Origin of the sequence: Streptomyces sp. NPDC101132 (genome assembly GCF_044759225.1) — a bacterium.
Lineage (GTDB): Bacteria > Actinomycetota > Actinomycetes > Streptomycetales > Streptomycetaceae > Streptomyces.
The window spans coordinates 522,330-547,501 of record NZ_JBIVYX010000001.1 but is presented as its reverse complement, the minus strand read 5'-3'; the positions used below and the strand labels follow the sequence as shown (position 1 = coordinate 547,501).

Annotated in this window: 18 protein-coding genes and 3 pseudogenes; 6 read left to right on the top strand and 15 right to left on the bottom strand. The window is 75.5% G+C overall.

Annotation, left to right across the window (positions count from 1 at the left end):
* Positions 1-143: 143 nt before the first annotated feature.
* The 5 genes from ACIQUR_RS02520 to ACIQUR_RS02500 all read right to left on the bottom strand — a co-directional run bounded on the left by ACIQUR_RS02520 (position 144) and on the right by ACIQUR_RS02500 (position 8,855).
* Positions 144-1,178 (bottom strand): SigB/SigF/SigG family RNA polymerase sigma factor, encoded by a 1,035-nt coding sequence (locus ACIQUR_RS02520; RefSeq protein ID WP_403657004.1) that lies wholly within the window; start codon positions 1,176-1,178, stop codon positions 144-146.
* A 158-nt stretch (positions 1,179-1,336) separates the two neighbouring features.
* Positions 1,337-2,881, bottom strand: a complete 1,545-nt coding sequence (locus tag ACIQUR_RS02515) for a molybdopterin-dependent oxidoreductase (protein ID WP_403657970.1) — start codon at positions 2,879-2,881, stop codon at positions 1,337-1,339.
* 78 nt (positions 2,882-2,959) lie between these two features.
* Complete coding sequence (locus ACIQUR_RS02510; protein ID WP_403657001.1) at positions 2,960-5,308, bottom strand: alpha-N-acetylglucosaminidase; 2,349 nt, start codon at positions 5,306-5,308, stop codon at positions 2,960-2,962.
* Between the two features lie 15 nt (positions 5,309-5,323).
* Positions 5,324-7,006: a ricin-type beta-trefoil lectin domain protein gene (locus tag ACIQUR_RS02505; protein ID WP_403656997.1), complete on the bottom strand. Its 1,683-nt coding sequence runs from the start codon at positions 7,004-7,006 to the stop codon at positions 5,324-5,326.
* 142 nt (positions 7,007-7,148) lie between these two features.
* The gene (locus ACIQUR_RS02500; RefSeq protein ID WP_403656994.1) at positions 7,149-8,855 is read right to left on the bottom strand and encodes an aspartate:alanine exchanger family transporter; all 1,707 of its coding nucleotides are present in this window, start codon (positions 8,853-8,855) and stop codon (positions 7,149-7,151) included.
* Positions 8,856-9,542: 687 nt separating this feature from the next.
* Here ACIQUR_RS02500 and ACIQUR_RS02495 point away from each other — a divergent pair.
* The 4 genes and pseudogenes from ACIQUR_RS02495 to ACIQUR_RS02480 all read left to right on the top strand — a co-directional run.
* On the top strand, positions 9,543-10,244 hold the full coding sequence (locus tag ACIQUR_RS02495) for a TetR/AcrR family transcriptional regulator (protein ID WP_403656991.1): 702 nt from the start codon (positions 9,543-9,545) through the stop codon (positions 10,242-10,244).
* The gene (locus ACIQUR_RS02490) at positions 10,241-11,170 is read left to right on the top strand and encodes a serine/threonine dehydratase (RefSeq protein WP_403656989.1); all 930 of its coding nucleotides are present in this window, start codon (positions 10,241-10,243) and stop codon (positions 11,168-11,170) included. The genes ACIQUR_RS02495 and ACIQUR_RS02490 overlap by 4 nt, the downstream gene beginning before the upstream one ends.
* 150 nt (positions 11,171-11,320) lie before the next feature.
* Positions 11,321-11,773 carry a DUF5959 family protein gene (locus tag ACIQUR_RS02485; protein ID WP_403656986.1) on the top strand — a complete coding sequence of 151 codons (453 nt, stop codon included), beginning with the start codon at positions 11,321-11,323 and terminating at the stop codon, positions 11,771-11,773.
* A gap of 317 nt (positions 11,774-12,090) precedes the next feature.
* Positions 12,091-12,393 (top strand): annotated as a pseudogene (locus ACIQUR_RS02480) (transposase); the annotation flags it as partial.
* Here the strand turns inward: ACIQUR_RS02480 and ACIQUR_RS02475 are convergent.
* Positions 12,388-12,774: a hypothetical protein gene (locus ACIQUR_RS02475; RefSeq protein WP_403656983.1), complete on the bottom strand. Its 387-nt coding sequence runs from the start codon at positions 12,772-12,774 to the stop codon at positions 12,388-12,390. The pseudogene ACIQUR_RS02480 and the gene ACIQUR_RS02475 overlap by 6 nt on opposite strands.
* 536 nt (positions 12,775-13,310) lie before the next feature.
* On the bottom strand, positions 13,311-13,745 hold the full coding sequence (locus tag ACIQUR_RS02470; protein ID WP_403656980.1) for a hypothetical protein: 435 nt from the start codon (positions 13,743-13,745) through the stop codon (positions 13,311-13,313).
* 94 nt (positions 13,746-13,839) lie between these two features.
* Between ACIQUR_RS02470 and ACIQUR_RS02465 the strand changes: the two are divergent.
* Positions 13,840-14,086 (top strand): annotated as a pseudogene (locus ACIQUR_RS02465) (transposase); the annotation flags it as partial.
* A 56-nt stretch (positions 14,087-14,142) separates the two neighbouring features.
* On the opposite strand, the gene ACIQUR_RS02460 reads toward ACIQUR_RS02465, so the two are convergent.
* The 7 genes and pseudogenes from ACIQUR_RS02460 to ACIQUR_RS02430 all read right to left on the bottom strand — a co-directional run bounded on the left by ACIQUR_RS02460 (position 14,143) and on the right by ACIQUR_RS02430 (position 22,118).
* Entirely contained in the window at positions 14,143-14,580 is a 438-nt protein-coding gene (locus ACIQUR_RS02460) for a hypothetical protein (RefSeq protein WP_403656977.1), read from the bottom strand.
* On the bottom strand, positions 14,573-15,067 hold the full coding sequence (locus ACIQUR_RS02455) for a hypothetical protein (protein WP_403656974.1): 495 nt from the start codon (positions 15,065-15,067) through the stop codon (positions 14,573-14,575). The genes ACIQUR_RS02460 and ACIQUR_RS02455 overlap by 8 nt, the downstream gene beginning before the upstream one ends.
* A 45-nt stretch (positions 15,068-15,112) precedes the next feature.
* Positions 15,113-15,574, bottom strand: a complete 462-nt coding sequence (locus ACIQUR_RS02450) for a universal stress protein (protein ID WP_403656971.1) — start codon at positions 15,572-15,574, stop codon at positions 15,113-15,115.
* Between the two features lie 89 nt (positions 15,575-15,663).
* The gene (locus ACIQUR_RS02445; RefSeq protein ID WP_403657968.1) at positions 15,664-18,006 is read right to left on the bottom strand and encodes an ABC transporter substrate-binding protein; all 2,343 of its coding nucleotides are present in this window, start codon (positions 18,004-18,006) and stop codon (positions 15,664-15,666) included.
* Between the two features lie 68 nt (positions 18,007-18,074).
* Positions 18,075-18,867: pseudogene (locus ACIQUR_RS02440) on the bottom strand (serine/threonine-protein kinase); the annotation flags it as partial.
* A 3-nt stretch (positions 18,868-18,870) separates the two neighbouring features.
* Complete coding sequence (locus ACIQUR_RS02435) at positions 18,871-21,324, bottom strand: ABC transporter substrate-binding protein (RefSeq protein WP_403657965.1); 2,454 nt, start codon at positions 21,322-21,324, stop codon at positions 18,871-18,873.
* Complete coding sequence (locus ACIQUR_RS02430) at positions 21,324-22,118, bottom strand: hypothetical protein (protein ID WP_403656968.1); 795 nt, start codon at positions 22,116-22,118, stop codon at positions 21,324-21,326. The genes ACIQUR_RS02435 and ACIQUR_RS02430 overlap by 1 nt, the downstream gene beginning before the upstream one ends.
* A 203-nt stretch (positions 22,119-22,321) precedes the next feature.
* Between ACIQUR_RS02430 and ACIQUR_RS02425 the strand changes: the two genes are divergently transcribed.
* Entirely contained in the window at positions 22,322-22,678 is a 357-nt protein-coding gene (locus tag ACIQUR_RS02425; RefSeq protein WP_399941672.1) for a hypothetical protein, read from the top strand.
* Between the two features lie 90 nt (positions 22,679-22,768).
* Here ACIQUR_RS02425 and ACIQUR_RS02420 read toward each other — a convergent pair whose 3' ends face one another.
* Positions 22,769-24,979 carry a VCBS repeat-containing protein gene (locus ACIQUR_RS02420; protein WP_403656965.1) on the bottom strand — a complete coding sequence of 737 codons (2,211 nt, stop codon included), beginning with the start codon at positions 24,977-24,979 and terminating at the stop codon, positions 22,769-22,771.
* Positions 24,980-25,172 lie beyond the last annotated feature (193 nt).

Genomic DNA, 25,172 nt, shown 5'->3' with positions numbered 1-25,172 from the left:
CACGGACGGCTCACCGGCGCACCTGCCGCGGACGGCAGGTGCGCCGGGGACGGCACGTGCCACGGCCGGCTCACGCCGCGACCGGGCAGCCGCGCGACCGGGCCGCCACGGGACCGGGCCCGCGCGACCGGGCCGCCACGGGACTAGGCCGCCGGGCGGCGCACGCCGCGCCGCAGGGGCGGGGCCTCGGGCAGCAGGCCGGCGCGCAGGGTCCGCAGGATCCGGCTCAGCAGCCGGGACACCTGCATCTGGGACACGCCCACGCGCTCGCCGATCTCGGACTGGGTCAGCTCCTCAACGTACCGCAGGGAGAGGATCAGCCGGTCCCGCTCGGACAGCTCGCCGACCAGCGGCTTGAGCGCCTCCAGCAGCTCGATGCGCTCGAACCGCGGGTCGTCGCCGCCCAGGGCGCGGGTGAGCTGGTTGCCGTTCTCGGCGTCGTCGAAGGCGATGTCGAGCGAGCGGGCGGTGAAGCCGTTCGAGGCGCCCTGCCCCTCCACGACCTCCTCCTCGCTGATCCCGAGCGCCCCGGCCAGGTCCGTCACGGTCGGCTCGCGGTCCAGCTCCTGCACCAGGTCGTCGCCCGTCTTCGCGAGGTCGAGGCGCAGCTCCTGGAGGCGCCGGGGGACCCGTACGGACCAACTGGTGTCCCGGAAGAACCGTTTTATCTCACCGATGATCGTCGGCATGGCGAACGAGGCGAACTCCACGCCCCGGTCCGGGTCGAAGCGGTTGATGGCCTTGATCAGGCCGATGGTGCCCACCTGGATGATGTCGTCCAGCGGCTCGCGGGCGTTGCGGAAGCGCTGCGCGGCGTGCTTGACGAGGCTGAGGTTCAGCTCCACCAGGGTGTTGCGGAGCCGGGAGTACTCGGCGGTCCCCTCCTCGGCCCGCCGCATGCGGGCGAAGAGCAGCGCGGACAGGGTCCGCGCCTCGGCGCAGCCGACGGTCCGCGGATCGGGCATCTCCGGCAGCGGCGGCAGCTCGGGCGGACCGGCGGGCGGACCCGCGGCCGAGGCCCGCGGGGCGGCGCCGGAGCGCGGGGCGGTCCCGGCGGGCGCAGCGCTGCCGGTCCCCGGTGCGGTGCCGGTCCCCGGCGCGGTACCCGTGCGCGGGGCGGCCCCGGTGCGCCGTGCGGTCCCGGTGGGCGTCCTGGTCCTGGTCGTGGTCCTGGTCATGGGAATCCTTCGATTCTCGACAAGGCACCGCGCCTACCCCGGATCGGCCGGGTGATGCGCAGGCCGCCCGGCCGGCCCCCGCCGCCCCGTTCCCCGCCCGGCCCACGCCCCGCCGCTTCCCCCGCTCATCCCGACCCCGCTCATCCCGCCCCCGCCCCCTACCCGGGCGCCTGCCCCGCCACCTCCACCCGCACCCGGTGCCACCCGGTGGCCCCGTCCGGCAGTACGCCCCGCTGCTCGCCGGTCTGCACCGCTCCGGTGCCGTCCACGGCCCGCACCTCCAGCACGTGCCGGCCCGGCGTGGCGGGCCACCGCCACACCCACTGCCGCCAGGTGTCCACGGTGTCCTCGGCGGCCAGCACCGCCTGCTGCCAGGGACCGCCGTCCACCCGCACCTGTACGGCCGAGATGCCCCGGTGCTGGGCCCAGGCCACCCCGGCCACCGCCACGGTGCCGGCGCGCAGCGCGGCGTTCCCGCGGGGCACGTCGATCCGGGACTGGGTCTTCACGGGCGCCTGCGCGGCCCAGGCACGGCGCACCCAGTAGGCGTCGTACGCGGCGAAGGTGGTCAGCCGCAGCTCCGCCAGCCACTTGCAGGCCGACACGTACCCGTAGAGCCCCGGTACGACCATCCGCACCGGGAACCCGTGGGCGAACGGCAGCGGTTCGCCGTTCATGCCGATCGCCAGCAGTGCGTCCCGGCCGTCCAGCACCGTCTCGACCGGCGTCCCGATGGTCATGCCGTCCACCGAGCGGGCCACCAGCTGGTCCGCCGGGCCGCCCCGCGACGGCGCCCGCACCCCGGCCTCCCGCAGCACGTCCGCCAGCCGCACGCCGAGCCAGCGGGCGTTGCCCACCAGGTCGCCGCCCACCTCGTTGGACACGCACGCCAGGGTGACGTCCCGCTCGACCAGCTCCCGGGCGAGCAGGTCGGCGTACCGCAGGGTGAGCGGACGCGTCACCCCCTCGCCGTGGATGCGCAGCGTCCAGCGCTCCGCGCTGAGCCGGGGCACCACCAGTGCCGTGTCGATCCGGTAGAAGGAGGCGTTCGGCGTGAGGAAGGGGCCGAGCCCCGGCACCGGCAGCCCGGCACCGGGCGGCAGCGGCCGCGCGGGGGAGGCCGGCGCCGGCAGCTCCAGGGCCGCACGGTCCGCGGCGGCGTCCGCGGCACCCGAGGCACCGGACAGGCGCCCCGCGACGTACGCGACCGCGGAACCGCCCGCGGACGCCAGGACCACCGTCAGGAAACGGCGCCGGTCGTACCCGCGCCCGCCCGGCGGCCCCGGCCGGCGCACCGCGGACGCCAGCAGGTACAGCACCGCGGCCGCGACGACCCCCGCCACCGCCGAGGGCAGCGCGTCCGGTGCCGAGGCGTCCGGCCGGCCCGCCGCGGCGATCGCGCCCACCAGCCCGAAGGCCAGCGCCAGCACGGCACCGTAGAGCGGCCCGGCGCGGACCCCCACCACGCCCGCCCCGGCGGCGAACAGCGCGAGCAGGAGCAGGATGCCGAGCCGCAGCACCAGCTTGTCCGAGGTCCCGAAGACCTGGATGGCCCACTCCCTGACGGGCGGGGGCACCAGGTCGACCACCGCGCCGCCGACCGCCGTCACCGGCCCCGACTGCGGGCGCACCCACGCCGAGACCAGTTCCGCCGCGGCCAGCGCCGACACCCCGGCGACCAGCCCGGCCGCCGCGCCCAGCAGCCCGGCCGACGCAGGGAGGCCGGGCCGGCCGCGTCCGCCGCCCGCCCCGGCACCCCCGGTTCCGTGTTCCGTCACGGCTCAGTTCAGCGCTTCCGCGACCGCGGTGGCCAGGGCGTGCGCGTCACCGCTCGGCTCGGTGGGGTGCGTCGTCGTCCGGCGCGCCCACGCGTCCTCGAAGGCGAACCAGTCGATGGCCTTCGGCGCTTCTCCCGACACCAGTGCCTCCTCCAGCGACGCGAAGTACGCCTTCCAGCGGGCCGCGTAGAACTCCTCCAGCATGCCCGCCCACTCGCGGTTCGCGTAGTCGTGCAGGAAGCCCGACTCGCTGGTCGCGTGGGTGCCCCAGGTGGTGAGCAGGGAGCGGACGTCGTACTCGTACCGGTCCTTCTCGGCCTGGTCCGTCCCCCACGAGCGGGCCGCCGCCAGCCGCGGGCCCAGCAGGAAGTTGCGGTCGGAGCCGGTCACCGCGGCCAGCATCCGCTCGTGCTCCTGCCACTGGCCGACCAGTTCGCGGAACCGGGCCGGGTCCTTCGCCTCGTACGCCGCCTTGATCCGCGGCAGCAGCACGCGGGACCGGTTGGCCAGCGCCTGCCGCGCCACGTCCACCAGGTCGTAGTGGTACGCGGAGGAGCCGCGCAGCTTCGGGTCCACCGCCAGCAGCGCCCTGAGCGCGGTCTCAACGGAGGCGGCGGGATAGCGCATGGCCCGCGGGCTGCCCCAGCCGGAACTGCTCACCGTCAGGCTCGGCCGGGCGGTGAACAGGCTGTCCTGGGGCTCCGACCAGTAGCCCGAGGCCATGTCGTACGGGCCCTTGCGCAGGGCCTCCCAGGCGGCCGCGGCCTGCGCGTCCTCCCCGCCGTACCGGCGCCGGGCGTAGTCCGCGAACCACCGCGCGTGGTCCAGCGGCCCGGGCTCCCAGGCCAGGTCGGTGAAGAGGTCGTACGCCGCCGGGTCGGTTCCGGTGGCCTCGGGGAGGTAGGCGATGCCGCTCAGCCGGCTCCCCGCCTTCTCCCGCCACTCCTGGAAACGGGTCAGCCAGACGCCGGTGTTGGCGCCGACGGTGGTGTGCCCGCCGAAGTTCGGGATCGTGCCGAACGCGTAGGGGGTGTTCTCCCAGCGGGTCTCGCGGTCCAGCTTGTTGTAGCGGTCGGACAGCCCGTCGATGATCAGCAGCCGGGACGTGTCGACCCCGGACAGCAGGTCCTTGGTGGGGTCGTCCTGCCAGCCCAGCACCGCCCAGAGGGCGCCCGGGTGCGCGGCGTGCAGGGCGGCCTGCACGGCCGCGGCGCCGGCCTTGACGTCGACGCCGCCGACGGAGCCGCCGACGGAGCCGCCCTCGTGCAGGGGGCTCATCCGGTACATCGTGGAGTCACCGAACGCGGCACGCTGCTCGGCGTAGTAGTCGGTGGCCAGTTCGGCGAAGACCGGGCCGGCCGGGTCGAGCCAGTCCGGCCGGTCGAAGCCGGACCAGTCGCCCTGCGGGACCACCTTGGCGCCGGGGTTGCGGGCGGCGAAGCCGGGCGGGACCGTCCCGAAGTAGCCCGGCAGCACCGGGGTCATGCCCAGGGAGCGGAGCCGGTCGGTGATCCGGCGGCCGAGTTCGGCCCGCTCGGCCAGCAGCCGCTCGGTGACCGGGCCGCCGAAGGCGCTCAGGTTCTGCAGCAGCCACCACCCCTGGTGCGCGGGCCCGGGGATCCAGGCGCGCAGCTCCTCGGCGGTGTACCCGTACCGCTGGAGCGCCTTGTAGTACGGGTACTCGGCGCCGGCCTGCACGAAGACCTCGTTGATGCCGTGCAGGGCGAGCAGGTCGATCTGGCGCTCGTGGTCGGCGAAGGTGCGGTACGCGCCCGAGTACCCGTCGTCGGTGTCGTTGAGGGCGTAGCGGTGCGGCACCAGGGCGGTCCGGGTGACGGCGGCCGGGACGGCCGGCAGCCGCTTCGGGAGCCGGCCGAGGCTGTCGCCCGGCCAGCCGATGTCCACCTTGGCGACGTGCTGGAGGTACCAGCCGACGCCGGTGAGCATGGTGGCCGGGCTGGTGGCCCGGACCGTGATGCGGCCGGCCTTGCCGGACACGGTGAAGCTGTCCTTGCCGTCGGCGCTGCGGGCGGCCGGGAACAGGGTGATCTGGCCCGCGTGTTCGGGGAGCAGCCGCAGCAGGGCCTCCTCGGCCGCGGTGTCGTCGAAGAAGGCCGCCCGGGCCCGGGCGGCGGCCGCGGCGGCGCCGGGTGCGGCGGGCCGTACGGCGTCCGGTGGGCCGTGCCGCGCGGCGTCCGCTACGGCCCGCGGCGCGGCGCCCGGTACGGCGGGCAGCGCGGCCGGGAGGGGTGCTGGGGCGGCGGGGGCGGCGGGGGCGCCCGTCGCGGGTGCCGCGGCGCTGCCGAGCAGGCAGAGCAGGGCCGCGGCCAGGGTGGTGCGCGTCAGCCTCATGGGGCTTCCTCCGGGTCAGACGGGCAGGGCCCATGCCTGGTTGACGAGGTGGTGGCCGCAGGGGCGCAGGCGCAGCGGGCCGGTCTCGGTGCCGGTGGGGGCGTCCAGGCAGGCGCCGGAGGCGCCGTCCGTGACGGTGCCGTCGGGGCGCGCCTGCCACCGCTGGCCCGGGGTGGAGCCGGGGGCGCAGGCGGCCAGGGCCACGGTGGTGCCGTCGGCGGCGGTCAGGCAGCGGTCGCCGAGGCGCAGGGTGCCGTCGGGGTGCACGGCCCAGCGCTGGTCGGCACCGCCCGTACAGGGGACGAGGGCGACGGTGCCGGCGCCCGTGGTGTGGTCGCCGTCGGCGCAGGCCATGGCGTTGCCGGTGATCTGGCCGGTCGGGACGGCGGGGTCGCAGCCGCGGGGGGTGAGCCGCCAGACGGCGGTGCCGTGGGCGGGCACGGTGGCGGTCAGCCGGGTGCGGGCGGTGGAGGTGGCGCCGGTCCACAGGTCACGGGCGGTGACCCGGCAGGACGGGAGGCCGATGTCGGCGAGGTTCACCGTGACCGGGCGGGCCGACTCGGTGCGGTTGAGGACGGCCACGGCACGGGCGCCGCCCGCCAGCGGCCGGGCGAGCACGTCCGTGGCGCCGTCGGTGGAGACGATGCCCGCCTGCCGGCCCAGCGGGTCCTGGTCCAGGTCGATCAGGTCCTCGTTGCCCAGGGCCGCGAGGCCGGCCGGGGTCAGCTGGGAGACCTCGGAGGAGAGGATGAACGGCGCGGCCATCATGGCCCACAGGGCGACCTGGCTGCGCCCCTCCTCGTCGGTGAGGCCGGGGGCGCCCGCGATCAGGAAGTCGGGGTCGTTCCAGTTGCCGGGCTCCGCGTAGCGGGCCAGCCAGCGGTTGTAGCCGTAGTTGCCGAGCACGGACTTCCAGCGCGAGGTGGCCGGTGCGCTCGGCTTGTACACCTGGATGTCGCGGCCCTCGCGCCACAGCTGGCCGGTGCCGCCGACCCAGCCGAGCACCGAGAACCAGGCCGGGCTGCCCCATTCGCCGTTCTGGAAGTACGCCGGCGCCGAGGCCGACAGGACCATCGGCCGGCCGGTGGCGCGGATGGCCTCGGCCACCGCCTCGTACGCCTCGCGGTAGGCGGCCTCCTTGGTCTGGCCGGGGGCCACCCACACGTTGCAGCCGTCCATCTTGATGTAGTCCACCTTCCAGGAGGCGAACAGCGCCATGTCCTGGGTGAAGTGGTCCGGGCCGCCGCCCGCGGGCCGGCCGGAGCCGGGGTAGCGCTCGCAGGTGAGGGAGCCGGTGTCCTCGTAGATGCCGAACTTCAGCCCCTTGGCGTGCAGGTACTCGCCCAGCCAGGCCATGCCGTGGGGGAACTTGACCGGGTCGGCCACCAGCTCGCCGGCCGGGCCCCGGGACTTCTCCATCCAGCAGTCGTCCACGGTGACCGTGTCGTAGCCCTTGTCCGCCAGCCCTGAGGCGACCAGCGCGTCGGCGTTCGCGACGACCTTCGCCTCGTCGATGTCGCACATGTAGTGCGCCCAGTTGTTCCAGCCCATGGGGGGTTTCCCGGCCATCGTGGTGACGGGCGCCGGGGCGTCGGCCGGGGCCGGGGCGTCCGCCGTGGCGGGGGTGGCGGCGAGGGGAAGGGTGAGCAGGGCCGCGGCGGTGAGGCCGCCGGACAGCGCGCGCAGGCGGTGCGGCACGGATGACTCCTTGGAGTGGGGGCGTGCTGACGTTCCGTCGTGCCCTCAGTCCAGCGGCGCATGTAATGAAGTGTCAACTTTCATCATGAAATACAACCCTATGAGCTGGGGAAAGGGTCCCAACGGGTGGATGTCCCCTCGGTCACCCCGTGAGGAGGACGATCGCCGAGCCCCACAGGGTCAGCAGCACGTTGCCCAGGGCGTACGGGACGGTGCAGCCCAGGCCGGGGATCTGGCTGCGGGCGCGCTCGCTCAGGGCGCCGATCGCGGCCGTGGTGGTCTGCGCCCCGGACAGCGCCCCCAGCAGGATCGGCAGCGGCATCCGCTGCACGTAGTGCCCGAAGAGGAAGCCGAGGAACAGCGGCAGCGTGGCCCCGACCGCGCCCGCCAGCAGCAGCGGCCAGCCGGCCTCGGACAGGCCGGAGGCGAACGTCGGCCCGGCGTTGAGCCCCACGACGGTGACGAACATGCACAGCCCCAGGGTGCCCAGCAGCCACTGGGCGGCCGAGGGGAGGTTGCCGTAGGTGGGGCGCCGGGCGCGTACGTACCCGAAGACCAGGCCCGCGAGCAGCGCGCCGGTGGAGGTGGACAGCGACACCGGCGCGCCGGCCGCGTGCAGGGCCGGGATGCCGATGCAGCCGCCGAGGAACAGCCCGGTCGCGATCCACACCATGTCGGTCGCGGCGGTGGTCGGCACCGCCTTGCCCAGCCGCTCCGCCGCGGACTCCACCAGGGGCTCGGGGCCGGTGAGCACCAGGGTGTCGCCCCGCCGGAGCGCGTTGTCGCGGCCGAGCGGCAGCTCGGAGTCGGCGCGCAGCTGGCTGACGATGAACACCCCCTTCATGAACGGCTCGTGCCGCAGCGTCCGCACGGTGACCCCGTCCAGCCCGTGCCCGGTGAGCACGATGTGCAGGGTGGCGGTGCGGTAGCCGAGCAGCTCCATGTCGTCGGACTCGAAGCCGATGTGGGTGCGGGCGTCGAAGGCGACCAGGTCGCCGCGCATGGCGCTGACGGCCACGGTGTCGCCCAGCCGCAGCCGGGTGTCCGCGTCGTGGTCGATGATGGTCCCCTTCCGGCGCACCCGGGTGATGTAGATCCGCCGGTCCAGCTCCCGCTGCTCCTCCTCGAACTCGCCGATGCTGCGGCCCGCGAACCCGTCCACGTCCACGTCGTACGCGCGCAGCACGTGCTCGTAGTAGCCCCGCCCGGCGTCGAGGTCGGGGTCGGCCGCCTCGTCGAGGTCCGCGGCGAGCACCGCGCAGTCGGCCGCGAGGTCCCGACGGAGCAGCCGGGGCAGCAGGGTGGGCAGCAGGATCGCGGGCAGCACGGTGCCGAGGGGGTACGTCACCGCGTACGCGATGGCCACGAGGTGCGCCTCGTCCTGGGCCTGGGCCGGGGTCAGGCCGGGCAGGTTCGCGAGGGTGTCGGCGGCGACGCCGATGACGGAGGACTGGGTGAGGGCACCGCCGAGCAGGCCGGCGGCGAGCCCGGGCCCGTACCCGAGCAGCTCGGCCAGCAGCCAGCAGCAGAGCAGCCCGCCGACGCAGACGACGAGGGTCAGCAGGACCTGGGGGAGGGCGTCGCGGCGCAGCGAGCGGAAGAACTTGGGCCCGACGTCGTAGCCGAGCGCGAAGAGGAACATCAGGAAGAAGACCGACCGGATGGGCCCCTCGATCGGCACCCGCACCTGCGAGCCGATCAGCAGGCCGGCGACCAGACAGCCCGTCACGGCGCCGACCGCGAAGGTCTTGTAGCGGACGCGGCCGATCAGGAAGCCGACGGCGACGGTGAGGAAGATCAACAGCTCGGGGTAGGGGGCGAAAACGTGCTCCCGCAGCCAGTCCACCACTCGTCCCCTCGCCTCGTGTCCCGGCGGCCCCACCCGCCCCGCCCCTCCGACCCGACCCCAGTGCCCCGCCCCTCCGGGACGGCGCTGCGCGGCCCAGCCGTCCGGGACAGCCTGCGCGGCCCATCCGTCCGGCGGCGGGACCTCGTGGCCCCGCCGTTTGCGTGTGGGCCCGTGCACCTGCCCTCGCCGTGCGTACGGCCGTCGCCCGGGCCCCGGCGCGTCGGCCCGTGCACCTGCCCTCGCCGTGGGGGTCCGTGGCCCCGGCCCGCGGCGCCGACCCGCACCCGCGGGGCCCGTGCCGAGGGCGGCCGGCCCTCAGGCCCACACCCGACCGTGCACTTACCTGCCCCGGCGAGCCCCTCGCCTGACCTCCGCCGACCCCGGCTTCGCCCGTTCGGCGCACGGACCGGCCCCTCCCGGGCGGTCCCGGCGCGCGCGGCGTCCCCACTGACCGGCTCCGGCCCCCGCGCCGGGCCGGCGGCCGGCGCACGGCCCCCCCCACACCGGGCCGGCGTGGGGCGCACGGACCGGCCCCTCCCGGGCGGTCCCGGCGCGCGCGGCGCCCCCACTGACCGGCTCCGCCCGCCCCCGCCGGGCCGGCGGCCGGCGCGCGGCCCCCCACGCCCGGCCCGTCGGCCGCCGCACGGAGACCGACCGCCTGATACGCCGTATGTTACGGTGTATCTCATGCCGCGCCGTTCCGACGCCCTTGACCGCGCCACCCCCGGGGCCATCGCCGAGGCCGCCCTGCGGATCCTCGACGAAGACGGCCCCGCCGCACTCAGCTTCCGCTCCCTCGCGGACCGGCTGGAGGTCTCGCACGCCACCGTGCAGCGCCGCTGCACCGACCTCGCCGGCCTCCTCGACCTCTGCACCGACCACCTGGCCGCCCGCCTCCCCGACGTGCCGCCCGGCACCCCCTGGGCCGAGGCCGCGGAGCTCCGGTTCACCGGCCTGTACGCCCTCCTCACCGCCCACCCGGGACTCCTGGTCCTGCGCGGCGCCCGGCCCTGGCTCGGCCGCAACCTCCTCGCCCGGCTGGTCGAGCCGGCCATCGCCGACAGCCTCGCCGCCGGCATGACCGCGCCGGAGGCCATGACCGCGTACCGCCGGATGTACCTGCTGACCCTCGGCAGCGCCGCCTTCGTCGACCACCGCGACCCCCGGGCCGCCACCGACGCCTCCCGCGCGGCCCTGGCCGCCCTCGACCCCGCCGAGTTCCCCGCCCTGTCCGGTCACGCGGCCGAGATGCTGCCCGCCCTGACCGACCACGAGGTGTACTACGGCGCCCTGCGCCAGCTCATCGCCGCGGCCCGCCCCACGGGCCCGGCCCCCGACCCCGCCGCCCCCGGCCGGGAGGCCGCCCCCGACCAGGAGGACCTTCGATGACCGCCCTGTCGTACGCCGAGATCCGCTCCGCCGCCGACCGCATCGCGGGCCACGTCCGGCCCGTCGCCCTGGCCCCCGCCGGCCCGGACCTCTGGTTCGCCCTCGAACACCTCCAGCACACCGGCTCGTTCAAGGCCCGCGGCGCCCACAACTTCATCTCCGCCCACCGCGAGGCCGGCAGCCTCCCCGACGCGGGCGTCACCATCGCCTCCGGCGGCAACGCGGGCCTCGCCTGCGCCTGGGCGGCCCGCGGGGCCGGCGTACGCGCCACGGTCTTCCTCCCGAAGACCGCACCCCGTGTCAAGGTCGACAAGCTGCGCTCCTACGGCGCCGACGTCCGGCTGGAGGGCTCCGAGTACGGCGAAGCCGCCCTCGCCTGCCAGGAGTTCGCCGCCCTGAGCGGCGCGCTGGTCAGCCACGCGTACGACAACCCGCTGGTCGCCGCCGGAGCCGGCACCCTCCTCGACGAGATCCGGCAGGCGCTGCCGGGGCTCGGCACCGTCGTCGTGTCCGCGGGCGGCGGCGGCCTCTTCGCCGGCATCGCCACGGCCGCCCGGGAGCACGGCGTACGCGTGGTGGTCGTCGAGCCCGAGAACTGCCGCGCCCTGAACGCCGCCGTGGAGGCCGGCCGCCCGGTCGACGTGCCGGTGGCCTCGGTGGCTGCGGACGCGCTGGGTGCCCGGCGGGTCTCGCTCGACGCCCTCCACGCGGCCCAGAGCCCCGACGTCGACTCGGTACTGGTCACCGACGAGGCCATCGTCCGCGCCCGGCACCGGCTCTGGGAGGACCACCGCCTGGCCGTGGAACACGCCGCGGCCACCGCGTACGCCGCCCTCCCCGCCCTCCCCCCGACCCCCACCCCCACGGCCGTCATCCTCTGCGGCGCCAACACGGACCCCTCCGACCTGACCACCCCCACCCCCTGAGACCTGCCGCGGACGAACGCCCGCGGAAGGCACCGTGGCCGGAATGCGCGAGCAGGCCGCCCCGACCGGCAAGCCCGCTCGAGGAAGCGAGAGGATGCAGGCCCGGCCCCCGACGAGAGAGCGAGCCCTGCGGTGACAGATCCGGCCCCGGTGCACCTGATCGACCTGGCAGACGCCGCCGGCAATCGCTGCGTCGTCCGCGTGACCGGCCGGTATCAGCCCGGGGTGCTGACCGGTCACGACATCCTGCAGGCCGACGTCCTGGTCTCCGCGAGCTTCGTGGACGCCAGGCTGGAGGTCTACCTGTTCCAGCAGGACCTCGACACCTGGCAGGCCGACTTGACCCGGCTCGCGCCGGGCGGGTCTGCGTCCGTCGGTGGCGACCGGGGCCTGAGTCTCGGCCTCTACATGCATGAAGACCGCACGCTGTCGCTCACGCTCCAGGACCCCGACCGCCTGAGCCTCATGCTGGAGATCGATCCGCCGGATACCTGGATCCGTGAGCACCAAGGGCGACTCGATCAGGTTCGGGAGACCTGGCCCAGCGAAGTCGTGGAGACGGCTGCCATGACGTACGAGTGGCGTGCCGGGTGCCAGGGCTGAGGGGCACCGCGCGGTGCAGGGCCCGGTCCGCACCGCGCGCCTCCACACGCCACCTCCCCCCGGTCACTCCGTCCACGCCCTGACGGGACGTATCGACACCCCTACTCGAAGAGCGTTCTGTCCCACCGGGGTTGTTTGGCGGCAGAACGGATGCCCGTCTTGCGGGGGCGTCTGGGCTTTCCGTCTGCTGCTGCGGCTCCTGTGGCGGGGGACGGCGGACGCAGGTCCGTTTGGGTCCCTTCGTTCCTGTCTGATCCCAAGGCGCCCCAGCTCACCCTGTTTGCGCCCTGCAATCGTGGGACCGTTGGGGTGAGGCTCACCCCCGCGTCACCCAGGCCTGGGCCGACACCGGCTACCGGACCAAGGTCATCGACCACGGTGCCGCTCTGGGCATCGATGTTGAGATCGCCCGACGCGACCCGGGTGAGAAGGGATTCAAGGTCATCCCGCGGCGTTGGGTGGTCGAGCGGACCTTCGGCTGGCTGATGAACCACCGCCGACTGGCTCGTGACTACGAAACTCATCCGCACCGTTCCGAAGCGATGATCCGCCTTGCGATGATCGACCTGATGAGCCGCCGGCTCACCCGAGAGGCGACTCCGAACTGGAAGGACTCATAGCCGGCGGGCCACACTGACCCGCGCGTCTTCGCCTCTCATCGCCTGCGGCCAGCGGTCATCGATGACATCCGCCGCTGCCCGGCAGGCTCCACAGGCGTTTTCCCCTTCCGGCAGCCACCAGTGGTCGGACGGCGACATGCCGGTTTCCTGAATCCCGCACAGTGTCCTGTCGAAGACGCCGAACGCGTGGGAGACACCGGCGGGAAGGCCATCCGCGACAGCCCTCTCCCAACGCATCTCCATGGGTAGATAGGGCGGCCGCGAGATCTCGAACCACTCGCCGCCCACATGAGTGGCCGCATGACACCACGAACAGGACCAGATCTCTTCATCCCATGCCGTCGGCGGCACCGGCCACCGCCACAACGCCTGTCCGCACACATCACACTCCACAGGCGGATCCTCACACGCCAGCACGGCCCGCCCCAAGCAGATGGCATCTCACGGTAGTGGTGTGTCCAGGCCGACCAGGAGAGAGGCAACATCGAGGCCTGTGGTCAGGTACTCCACGAAGATCTGATTATTCAAGGACCAGGGCGACCGCTTTGCCCGGATGAGCTGGATCGCCGTCATTGCGGTCTGACCCAGCTCGATGAGGGTATGCGCTCTCACCAGGTCGGAACGGTTGTAGCCGGCGTTGCAGCGGACCAGAACCGTACGCCCGCACCGCACCGCCAAGAGCGTCGGTCCACTGATGGCCGCCCATCCACAGCCTCGGTGCGACCTCCACCGAACCACAACCAAGGCCGTCCGAGGCCGGGACCAGCTCCTGATGATTCCCGGCCGGCCATTGTTCGCTGCCGCGCTTGAGTCGGGGCGCACGTCACGGTGCCGACTGTTGGACGCTCTCCGGTTCGGCCCGAGGACGATGTCGCCGAAGTCACCGCCGTACAGGTCCGCCGCGTGGCAGCGGCCGCCTAGCCAGAGGCAGCTTGCTGGTCCGGGGACCGCACCCAGGAGGCGAAGCGCTGATCTGGGCCCACATCCTCGCGCCAGTACCGCAGGACGGATTCCTGGACGACCTCGAACCGCTCGGCTGCGATCAGGCAAGAGACCGGCTCCTGCCCGCCCGCGTCGGCCTCAAAGGCGACCACGACGGGTGGCCTTTCGCCGACCTGACGCGTGACTCTGAGGACCTCGTCCGTGGTCGGTGCACGGAAGATCGGATCGTGAAACGCCGCTGGGCAGCAGACGAAGAACGGATCGCCGAAGACCAGTTCCAGGCCATGGTGGTATGCCAGGTCGCAGCCGGCAGCAAGCCTGAGCTGCCCGCCGTCCCAGGCGATCACGTCCCAGTCCCACCAGTTCCCTTCAGGGAGCTGGATCGCAGCATGCGCGCCGTCGGTGTCCACCCGGCGTCCCCCTTGCTCGTTCGAACAGATCGACAGGCTACACAGGGGCCACGCCCAGGCGACTTGACGAGTCAAGGCCCTGAGGTGTCTGGCAGGATTCCTGAGGAGATTCGATCTGGAACATACCTTCCGGATGATCACAGACCCTCAGCTGGGCCCGTCCGAAGCTCCGCGCCCCCGGCGCAGCGGACCGCTGAACCTGATTGATCGTCACCGCGCACGCCCTGCTTCGTCTGGCCCGTCCGCTGGCCGAGGGCCTCCGCCGTCCGCGGGAGAAGTGCGCTGAGCCCGGCCGGCTCGCCTCAGCCCGCGTCCGGCGGGGGTTTCGGAACCTCCGCGCTCCAGACGGCCCGAGACCATCATCGAACGCAACCAGGCCAGACCATGAAGAACAAGCTCAGGGGCGGACGGCGGTGGCCGGGACGCCGGCGGTTCTCAGGGCGCGGGCCAGGCGCTCCGTTTCCGGGAGGGTGCCGGTGGGGGCGCCTGCCAGGACGTCGTGCAGGGCAGCCTTCGCGGACGGGAGGTCCAGGCCCAGTTCAGCGCGCAGGACCCGCATGACGGTGACGCGCGCCGCCGCCCCCCGGGTGTCGACCCGCAGCCTTGCCGGTCCGTGTTCGGCGAGCAGCTGCTCCCGCCGTTCGGCCGGCACCTCCCCGCCGCAGGCGGCCACGGCGTCCCCGCAGGCCGCACACCGGGACTCGACGTCCCACCGCAACCGGCCGTCCACCAGCGCCTGCACGCCCCAGCACTCCAGCCCCGCCGCCCCGCACTCCCGGCACTCGCCGGAGTAGCGGACCGACTCGAAGACCGACGGCTCCGCGGCCTCAGGCATCGGCGTCCCCGTTCCCCCGCGGCCGCCGGTCGTCGAGGCCGGAGTGGACCGGCGCCACGCGGCCTCGGGAGGAGGCCATCGCCGTGGCCTCTCCCGTGTACAGGGCCACCAGCGAGTCGGGCCCCCGCCACCAGGTGTCCGCCAGGCCCCGCACCTCCCGCGGCGGCTCGTGCCCGCTCAGGTCGACGCCGTCGACCTCGTCGCCGACGAGCCGGGTGACCTGCTTCGCCGACGGGGACGCGTCGTACGGCAGGGCGACCGACTCCACCCGGCCCTCCGCGGTCGCGTGGAGGGGCGCCCATGCGTACCCCTGGATGCCGAACTCACCGGCCGGGCCGACCATGAACGCGTAGGGGACCGCGGTCGGCTCCCTCCCGGCCTCGAAATCGACCGGCTTGACGGCGACCCGCACGCCGTGTGGGCCGATGAAGGCGCGGGCGCGCCGGGTCGGGCCGTCGGGTATGCGGTCCACGGGAGAGGTGCTCACCGGGAGGACGCTACCCCGGCGCGTGCGCCAGGGCCGCGGCCGGTGTCAGGCGGTCGCGCCCGGGCGGACCACGACCACGGTGCAGCGGGCGTACTGGACCACCTGCTGGCTCACCGAGCCCAGGACCGCAGCCTTGAAGCCGCCGTAGCCGCGCGTGCCGACGGCGATCAGCGACGCCTTCTCCGAGGCCTCGACCAGCACCTGCGCCGGGGGGCCCTGCACCACGCGCTTGGTGACCGGCACCCCCGGGTCCGGGCCGAGCGCGTCCCCGACCGCCTCCAGCAGCATCCGGCGGGCGGCCTCCTCCGCCGTGAGCAGTTCGGTGTCCTCGTCGTCGGTGGCCGGGACGCCCAGGTCGAACGGGTTCCGCGACCACTCCCACGCCATCACGGCGTCCACCCGCCCGCCGACGGCCTTCGCCTGGCCCGCCGCCCAGCGCAGCGCCTCCTTGGAGTGGCTCGACCCGTCCACACCGACGACGATCAGGGGCTCGTCGAACTGCGCCATGAGGTTCCTCCCGCTGCGTCCGATATGTGCTGCCTCCTCCCTGTATACACGGAGACCACCCCACGTCCGGCCGCCCCGGTGTCGCGCCGTCAGGCCCGGACCCGGTCGTACGCCCCGAGGAACCGGTACGCGCCGCCCTCCGCCCGGTAGAGGTACGAGCCCCGGCGGTACGGCAGGGCCCGGGTCGCCGGGTCGAACTCCAGCCGCTCCGCGACGCCCTGGTGGGACGTCTGGAGCAGCCGTCCCGCCAGCTCCTCGCGCACCTCGGCGGACGTATGCGCCCCGACCCCGGCGGATGTCCGTGCCCCGACTCCGGCCAGCGCGGCCGCCAGCAGGCCCACGGCGTCGTACGCCTCCACCGCCCAGCGCCCGGGAGGCACCCCGTACGTGGCCCGGTGCGCCCGTACGAATCCCTGCGCCCCCGGCAGCGCCAGCGGATCCGCGAAGTGCGCGCCGAACACCCAGCCGGCCCCGGCCGCCCCGGCCCCGCGCAGGAACGCCGGCCCCATCGCGTACTGCGGGGCCACCCGCGGGCCCCGGAAGCCCTCCCGCGCCAGCGCCCTCGCGAGCAGGGCCGCGCGGGCCGGGGAGGTGCCCGCGTACACCACCCCGGCCGCGCCGCCGGCGACCACCGAGCGGGCGGTACCGGTGAAGTCCGCGTCGCGGAGCATGATCTGATGGGTCGTCACAGCTCCACGCACCGGTTCCTCGCGGTCGATCGCCCGGGCCACCTCCAGGGCCGGGGTGCCGCCCGCCGCGTCGCGCACCACGGCGGTCAGCGACGTCGGCCGGGCGCCGGCCAGGTAGTGGGCCAGCGGCACGGCCAGCATCCCGCCGGGCGGCCGGGTCGCGAACACCGAACGGGTGCCCGCCGCGACCCGCCCGTCCGCCGACACCAGCAGCACCGGCAGCCGGACCCGGTCGTACAGCGCCGCCACCTCTTCCGCCGCCGCGTCCCAGCTGGGCCCGAGCACCGCCAGCACGGACGGGTCGGCCGCGAACCCGGCCGCCGCCCGCGCGGCCCGCGCGCGCTCGCCCGCGTCGTCCACGGCCCGCAGCAACAGGCGGAAGGCGGCGTCCGTGCGGGAGTTGTGCGCCTCCACCGCCAGCTCGGCCCCGCGCCGCTGGGCCAGCCCGGCCTCCGCGCCGGGCCCGCTCAGGTCGGCGTGGAAACCCACCGTGCGGGTCGGCGGCGCTGCACGGCCCGTACCGCCGGACCGGGTGCCCCCGGACCGGGTGGCCAGCCACACCCCGGTCCCGGCGGCCGCCAGCGCGGCTGCCCCGCCGGCCGCCAGCAGCCGCCGCCTGGCCGGCCGGCCCCGCGCCGGCCGGCCGGTGGCCGTCGGCTCCGGCACCGGCAAGGCCAGCGCCCCCGCCGCCCGCTCCGCGATCAACTGCGGCAAGGGCGCCGGCAGCCACCCGCCCCCGCCGCCCGCGCCGTCCCCGCCGTCCCCGCCGCCCGCGGCGGCACCGGCGGGGGGTGGGGTGTCCGCGGGGCGTGCAGCGTCCGTGGGGCGTGCAGGGTCGGAGGGGTATGCGGTGTCGGTCGGGGTCGCGGTATCTCCTTGGTGTACACCGCCTGCCTGGAGTGCAGTGTCCGAGGGGCCCGCGGTAACCGTGGGGTGTGTGATGTCCCCGAGGGCCGCGGCGTCCACCGGGAGTTCATCGTCCGCCGGGAGCGCGGCGTCCGTGGGGGGAGCGGCGTTCGCGTGGGCTGCGGCGTCCGCGGGGTGTGCAGCGTCCACCGGGAGCTCAGCGTCGGCAGGGGCTGGGGTGGCCGCGGGGCGTGCTCCGTCTGCGGGGCGCTCTTCGTCCGTCATGGGCGGGCCCTCCCGCTGGGGCTCCCCGGCCACCGGGGCCACCGGGCGCACCCGGGCCGTCGGGCGTGCCCGGTCCGCCGTCTCGGCGCCGTCCTCCGGGTGCGCCCGGTCCGTCGAGTGCGCCCTGCCTTCCGGGCGTGGGCCGTGTGCCGGGCGGGGTCCGTCCTTGGGGGGCGTGTCGTGTGCGGGGTGGGCCCCGTTCTCCGGGCGCGGGCCGTTCCCCGGGTTGGCCCCGCTTTGCGGGCGTGGGTCGTGTCCCGGGCGGGCTCCGTCGGCCTCCGAGGGCACGCCGTGTGCGGGGTGGGCCCCGCTCTCCGGGCGTGGGCCGTGCTCCGGGCGGGTCTCGTCCTCCGGGCGTGGGCCGTGCTCCGGGCGGGCCCCGTCCTCCGGGCGGGCCCGGTCTCCCGGGGGCGCGCCGGGGGCCGGGTGGGCTCGGCTCTCCGGGTGGGCCGCGTCCTCAGGGCGCGGGGCGTCCGCGGGGTGTGGCCCGTTCTCCTGGTGGGCCCCGCTTGCCGGTTGCGCCCCGCTCCTTGGGTGCGCCGCGCTCTCCTGGGGCGTGCCGCCCGCCGGGCCGACTCCGTCCGTGGGGCGGACTCCGTCCGCAGGGCGCACCCCGATCGCCGCCGGGCGCTCCGCGCCCCCGGCCCCGCTCTCCTCCCCGTCCTCCTCCCCGCCCAGCGCCCGGCACAGCTCGCGCGCGGACGGCCGGAGCGCCGGGTCCTTGGCCAGGCACGTCCGTACCAGCGGCAGCAACCCGGCCGGTACGCCCGCCAGTTCGGGCTCCTCGTGCACCGTCCGGAACACCACCGCAGCCGGGTTCCCGCCGCCGAACGGCCCCCGTCCCGTCGAGGCGAACACCAGCAGGCACCCGAGCGCGAACACGTCGCCCGGCGGCCCCACTTCGGCCGGACCGCCGGCCCGCGCCTGTTCGGGCGAGAGGTACCCGGGCGTGCCGACCACCGCTCCCGCGGCGGTGAGCGCGGTCGCGTCCACGGCCCGCGCGATGCCGAAGTCGATCAGCCGGGGCCCGTCCGGGGCCAGCAGTACGTTGCCCGGCTTCACGTCCCGGTGCACCAGCCCCGCCGCGTGCACCTCCGCCAGCGCCGCCGCGAGCCGCGCGCCGAGCACCCGTACGGTCGCCGCCGGCAGCGGCCCGTACGCCGCCACCGCCTCCGCGAGCGACGGACCGGGCACGTACACCGTGGCCAGCCACGGCTCCCGCGCCTCCGCATCGGCCGCCACCACCGGCACCAGCCAGCGCCCCCGCAGCCGGCGCGCCAGTGCCACCTCGCGCCGGAAGCGACGCCGGAACTCCGGATCCGCCGCGTGCCCGGCGGCGATCACCTTCAGCGCCACCAGGGCGCCGCCGGGCGACCGGGCCAGGTACACCGTGCCCATGCCTCCGGCGCCCAGCCGCCCGAGCAGCCGGTACCCGCCCACCGACGACGGGTCCCCGACCCGCAGCGGCCGCATGCTCTAGTCCCGCCCCGGTCCGCGGAGCGCCGAGCGCACCGCCCCACCCACTGCCGGCCGGCCCGTCCTGCCCGCCGCCGGCCGGCCCGCCCTGCCCTGCGCCGTGCGCTCCGCCCCGCCGGGCGCGGACCGCTCGCCCCCGCCCGTCCCGGGCCGTGCCCCGGCCGTCTCGGGCCGTACCCCGCCCCCTTGGGGCCGTGCTCCGCCCGTCTCGGGCCGCGCCCCGCCCGGTTGGGGCGGTGTTCGGCCCGGCTCAGATCGCACGGCCCCGCCCGGCCCCGCCCGCTTCGCCCCGCCCGGTGTCGGACGGCCCCGGGGTCGGGCCGGTGCGGGGCCCACGTACCGGACCCGGCCGCTCTCGACGCGGTGCAGGAAGGAGGCGGTGCCCCTGATCCGGCCGGCCCCGTCGAAGGCGTACTCCCTGAGCAGTCCCCGGTACGTGCCCTTCGCCAGGCCCGCCAGCAGTTCCGCCCGGCCCGGCCGGTCGCCGCCCGCCGCGAGGCGGGCCAGCCGGTCGGCCACCATCAGCGTCACGTCGTACGCCTCGGCCGTCCAGTGCGCCGGCGCAGACCCGTACCGACGGCGGTGCGCGGCCGTGACCGGCGCGGCCTCGGGCGCCTCCGGCCCGGTGTACGGCGCGAAGAACTGCCAGCCCTCCGCGTCCGGGCCGGCCAGCCGGAGGAACTCCGGCCCCATGGACGGGTAGTCGGCGATCCGCGGCCCCGCGAAACCGGCCGCGCGCAGCAGCCGCGCCACCCGGGCCGCCCCCGGCGGGGCCCCCGTGTACAGGAAGCCGTCGAGCCGCCGGGCCAGCAGGTCCTCGACGACCGGCGCGTAGTCCGTCTCGCCGCGCGGGACCACCCGCGGGTGGGCGGTGGCCTCCGGCACGTAGTCGCCGACGGACAGGTCGGCGAGGAACGCGGTCTCCCAGGCGGGGGAGTCACCGGAACGGTCGCACAGCACCCCGAGCCGACGGACCGTGCCCCCGGCCACGAACTGCAGGTTCACCGCCTCCGCGTGGGCGGCGGCGACCGGGCAGGCCTGGAGCAGTGCGCGCCGGTCGGCGAGCCCGTAGCCGGAGCCCGCGGCGGAGACGGTCACCAGGGGGAGCGAGGCCTCGCCGTAGCGGTCGAGGGAGGCGTACACGGAGGCGTCGCCGGTCGGACCGATCACCGCGAGTACGTCGCGGTCGCCGGCCAGCGCGACGGCGGCCCCCGGCGCCCGCGCGCCCTCGCCCCGGTCGTCGGCGGTCACCACCGACAGCGTGAACGGGCGCTCCCGCCGGGAGTTGAAGGCCTCCACCGCCAGCCGTACCCCCCGTTCCTGGGCCCGCCCGACGGCGGCACCCGGGCCCGAGAGGTCCGCGTGCACCCCGATCGCCCAGCGCCGCGGCCCCCGCCCGGCGGCTCCGCGCCCGGGGCGCAGGCCCAGCCAGGCCGCCGTGCCCCCGCCCGCCGCCAGCGCCGCCCCGGCACCGGCCAGCAGGAACCGGCGGCGCCCCGGCCACCCGGCCCGGCCCTCCGCGACGGTGGCCTCGATGTCCGGCAGTGCGAGGAACTCCGCCGCCCGCGCCGCGACGGCGGCGACGACGGGCTCCGGCAGCCAGCCGCCACCGGCGTACCCGGCAACACCGCCCCCGTAGCCCCCGCCCCCCTCCGCCAGCGCCGCGCCCAACGCGTCCGGTGTCGGACGGTCGTACGGGTCCTTCGCCAGGCAGACGCGCAGCAGCCCCGCCAGCTCCGCGTCCCCCAACTCCGCCCAGGACACGTCCGGTTCGTCGTGCACGGTGCGGTACAGCAGCGCGTCCACCGGGCCCGCCCCGAACGGCGCCCGCCCGGTCGCCGCGTACACCAGCAGGCAGCCCAGCGCGAACACGTCGCTCGCCGCCGTGGCCCGCCGCCCCTGCGCCTGCTCCGGCGAGAGGAACCCCGGTGTGCCGACCATCATGTCCGTCGAGGTCAGCGCGGTGGTGTCGGCGGCCCGCGCGATGCCGAAGTCGATCAGCCGGGGCCCGTCCGGCGCCAGCAGCACGTTGGCCGGCTTCACGTCCCGGTGCACCAGGCCCGCCTGGTGCACGGCGGCCAGCGCGCGGGCCAGCGCGAGCCCCAGCACCCGTACCGTCCGCACCGGCAGCGGCCCGTGCCCGCCGACCGCCTCCGCCAGCGACAGGCCCGGCACGAACTCCGTTGCCAGCCACGGCGATTCCGCCTCCGGCTCGGCGTCCGCGAGCGCCACCACGTACGGGCTGCGCACCCGCCGCGCGGCCCGCACCTCCCGCCGGAAACGGGCCCGGAAGTCCGCCTCCTCCGCGTACTCCGCCCGGATCGCCTTCACCGCGACGAACCCGCCGCCTTCCGCCCGGCCCAGGTAGACCACCCCCATGCCGCCCGCGCCCAGCCGGCCCAGCAGCCGGTAACCGCCGATGCGCGAGGGGTCCGTCGGCAGCAGCGGTTCCATCACGAGACCCTCCCGATCGCCTGCTGGGCCCGGCGCATCATCCACGTCTGCCCCTCCGCCACCAGGCCCGCCATCGCCCCGCGCGGCACGCCCCGCGCGCCGCGGACCGACACCGCCACGGTCACCGGCCCGTACTTCCCCTCGGCCCAGATGTACGGGTACGGGCCGCCGGTCCGGTCGTGGAAGTCGCCGGTCTCCGTGAAGGCGTCCTGCGCCCAGTCGTTGTTCTGCTCGGCCAGGTGGAGCGCGGAGGTGAACAGCGAGCCGAGCCGCTCGCCGTCCCGCAGCTCCTGGGCGGGACAGCGCATCACCTCCTCCATGGCCCGGGCGATCTCCCACGACGAGTCACGGGCGGTCCGGTGCACGGTGACCGTGGCCGTCAGCCGGGTCCCGGCGCGGCCCGGACCGGCCGGGATGCGGTAGTAGCGGGTGACGCTCGCCAGCACGTCCGGCGGCACCGGCCGGATCCGCCACACGCAGTCCACGTCCAGCACCGGCCAGGCCGCCGGGTCGCTCTCGTACGGGCTGTCGCGGCGCACCTCCCGCCCGAACAGCGCCGGATCCGCGATGATCCGCCCGGCAACCGCCCGCGCCTCCGCGGCCGTTCGCGGGACCCGGGCCGCGTCCAGCGGTGGCCCGGCCCCGAAGCCGCCCGCGGTGGGGGAGGGGACCGGCCGGGGGGTGAACGTTCCCGCGGGCCGTCCCTGCGCGCCGCTCCCGCCGCCGTCCGAGCAGCCGCCCAGCAGTGCCCCGACCGCCCCCACCGCGCCCGCGGCGGTCGCTGCCGCCCGCACCCGCCTGGTCCTCGCGCCGTACCCCATCTGAGCCCCCATTCATGCGCTGCAAACGACGGAACGCGAACGGCGAAGCAGGTTCGAAGGAGGAACGACGAACGTCGCACCGACTGGCGACTTTGGAATACAGCACGCGGCTTTGCCTTCTGCGAACGTCGTAAACGTCCGAGAACGTACGAAGGAATGACCGGAAGGAACAGGACGTGGCGCAGCGCAAGGGCTGTCTCATCGGGTGCGGAGTGGCCGGCGTGCTCGGCATCGGCCTGCTGGCGGTGCTCGCCTTCGGAGCCGTCAAGCTGTTCGGCGCCGTGCAGGAGAACATGATCGACCCGAAGGTGTACGAGGCGGCCCGCGTCGGCGACGCGGAGAGCACCGTACGCGGCACGCTCCCCTCGGGCGAGAGCTTCGTGACCTCCGCGCTGAAGGAGGACGGCCCGGCCGTGCCGGCGGGCGCGCAGTGCTCCTGGTACGTGTCCGACCAGGGCAGCGGCGACGAGGTGTACCGCTTCTGCTTCAAGGACGGCAAGCTCGCGGAGAAGGTCACCTACCGCATGAAGTGACCTTCCCCCACCGCCGAGCCCCGGGCCGGCGCCCCGCCGACCTCTGTCGGCGAACCGCCGGCGGTGGAGGCCGGCCTGGTCCCTGACCGGCTAGTACACGCCGTCGAGGTTGTGACCGCCGAGGTAGTCGTGGTCGTTGGTGCGGGTCTCGAACGGTGCCCGCGGGTCGGAGGTGCCGTGGTACACCCATCCGGTGCCGTTCGCCTCACGGGCGTACAGATCGGCGTTGCCGTCCCTGTTCGCGTCGCCCCACCCGATGACGGCGGTGTACCTGTGCCAGCCGGAGCCGACCCGGACCCGGGACGCGAACGTGCCGTCGCTCCTGCCGAGGTACAGCCACAGCACGCCGTTCACGTCACGCGCGACGAGGTCCCCGGCGGCACTCCCGCCCAGGTCGGGGGTGGCGGTCAGCATGTCGTACGCTCCCCAGCCGCCGCTGATCCTGCGGCGCGTCCGGTACGGGGCGTCGGCCGATCCCGTCCCCTGGTAGAGCCAGAGCACTCCCGCGCGGTCGCGGGCCAGCAGGTCCGCGTGCCCGTCCCCGGTGTGGTCGGCACCCGCGGTGAGCCGGTCGTACGTGTTCCAGCCGCCGCCGATCCGGATGCGTGTCGCGAAGGTGCCGTCGCCCTTGCCGGGGTGGACCCACAACACCCCCTCCTTGTCGCGGGCGAGGAGGTCGGCGGCCGGTCCGCCGACGGCGTCTCCCGCGACCGCCAGAGAGCTGTACCGTCCCCAGCCGCCACCGCGCCGTTCCGCCGGCAGCACGGGCTCGAGCACGCCGTCGGGTGAGTGGTACGTGTTCTCGAGGAGCAGTTCACCGTCGGACGTGCGGCCCAGCAGGTCGGGTGTCCCGTCGTTCGTGAAGTCGTGCGGGGCGGCCCTGCGCTTGATGACGAACGATCCGGACGCCGTGAGGTCGGGGCCGATCCCGTTCTTCGGCCGGGCCGTCAGGTGCCAGGTGTAGGCGCCGTTGGGGGCCGTGCGCGGCTTGCCCCTGGTGGCGATGAGCTGGTGCTCCCAGTAGCCGTCGAACCAGCCGGGGTTCTCGTCCTGCTCCTCGACGGGGATCAGGTCGTACCCGGCGATGCGGGTGGTCGACCCCGTCGCGTTGTGCCGGACGACGACACGCACGTTCGCGTTCGAGCGGGACAACTGCCACTCCAGGGGCACCTCGGGCAGGTCGTCGAGGTTCACCCGGGACGGCACGTTGCTCTTGAGGAGTGTCAACCGCGTCGGCTGCCCGGTGGTCGCCACCAGCCGGGCCACCGGTGTGCCGTCGGATCCCCGGGATATCCGGTACAGCCCTTCGCCCCGCTCCACCGTGCCGCCCATGGCCAGGACGGTGCCGTCCGGGCCGGGAGCCACGGAGGTGGTGTGGTCGAGCAGCTTGTTCCCAGGACCGCCCTCGATCCGGGCGGCGTACAGTGCGTGGTCCTGGCTGCCGCCCTTCCCGAGGGCCGTCGCGCGCCCGGACACCAGCCATTCACCCACCAGACCTGCCAGCCGCACGCCGTGGTCACCGAGTTCCCGCCGCTGGACGTGACGGTCGCCCAGCACGGCCACCCGGATGGTCGCCTGGTCTCCCGTGCCCCGGCCCGACCACACGACGTGCCGGTCGGACAGGCTCGCCGCCCCCCAGGAAGGCCAGACCCGGTACGAGCCGAGGACGCGGCCGTAGCGGTCCACGGCGGTGTCGCGCCAGACGAGCTCGCCGTCGACCCGCGTGGCCGAGCGGACGAGGACGGCGTCGTCGGAGATGCCCTGCACGGTGAACGGGGCCGCAGGACTGGAGACGCCCTCCACGATCCGGTTCACCGCGTCGGCCGTGACGACGTGGAGTTCGCGGCGGTCGGGGGAGGCCGCGACGAGGGCGTAGCCGCCGAAGGCGCCGACGTAGTGCAGGCCCAGTTCACGAAGGCGGGGGTGCCACTCTCCGCTGCGGTCGCCCCGGTGCACGGTCACCGTCTGGTCGTCGCCGTGCAGCTCGGCGACGGCGTCCGAGGCGCCACCGTGTGCCCGTGGCCCTCGGAAGGTGCCCAGCAGGGTACGGGCGCCGTCGGCGTAGGCGGTCCAGGTGAGCCGGTCCGTCCGGTCCGTGGTGAGGAAGCCGCTGGGTCCGGCGCTCACGATGCGCAGGTCCGGGGCGATCCGGGGCAACCGGGTCGCCGGCATCGCCGCCGGGTGCGGCGCGCCGGCCGGGACAGCCGTCGCCGGAGCGCTCGCGAAGGTGCCGGCGGCTGCCGTGAGAGCGGCCGTGACCGCGAGGGCGAGCAGGCGTCGGGACGTGCGGTACTGCGGCATGAGCCCCCCTGGGCGGGTACGGGTGAACCCGTGCGCCCGGATCCCCCCGCCGCACTCCACTCACCCCCGTGTGATGGGCGGACAATAGCAGTGGCCAGTGCCCACCCCAGCAGGGCTTTCCCGGCGCCGCAGCGTTTCGGCCACCCCGGTGCGCGGCCCTGCCCGGACGAAACGTGCCGGTGTCCGCGGCCCG

Coding starts and splice junctions, on each gene's coding strand:
- ACIQUR_RS02520 (WP_403657004.1), bottom strand. CDS start 1,178: ATGACCAGGACCACGACCAGGACCAGGACGCCCACCGGGACCGCACGG.
- ACIQUR_RS02510 (WP_403657001.1), bottom strand. CDS start 5,308: ATGAGGCTGACGCGCACCACCCTGGCCGCGGCCCTGCTCTGCCTGCTC.
- ACIQUR_RS02495 (WP_403656991.1), top strand. CDS start 9,543: ATGCCGCGCCGTTCCGACGCCCTTGACCGCGCCACCCCCGGGGCCATC.
- ACIQUR_RS02490 (WP_403656989.1), top strand. CDS start 10,241: ATGACCGCCCTGTCGTACGCCGAGATCCGCTCCGCCGCCGACCGCATC.
- ACIQUR_RS02460 (WP_403656977.1), bottom strand. CDS start 14,580: ATGCCTGAGGCCGCGGAGCCGTCGGTCTTCGAGTCGGTCCGCTACTCC.
- ACIQUR_RS02450 (WP_403656971.1), bottom strand. CDS start 15,574: ATGGCGCAGTTCGACGAGCCCCTGATCGTCGTCGGTGTGGACGGGTCG.
- ACIQUR_RS02435 (WP_403657965.1), bottom strand. CDS start 21,324: ATGGAACCGCTGCTGCCGACGGACCCCTCGCGCATCGGCGGTTACCGG.
- ACIQUR_RS02420 (WP_403656965.1), bottom strand. CDS start 24,979: ATGCCGCAGTACCGCACGTCCCGACGCCTGCTCGCCCTCGCGGTCACG.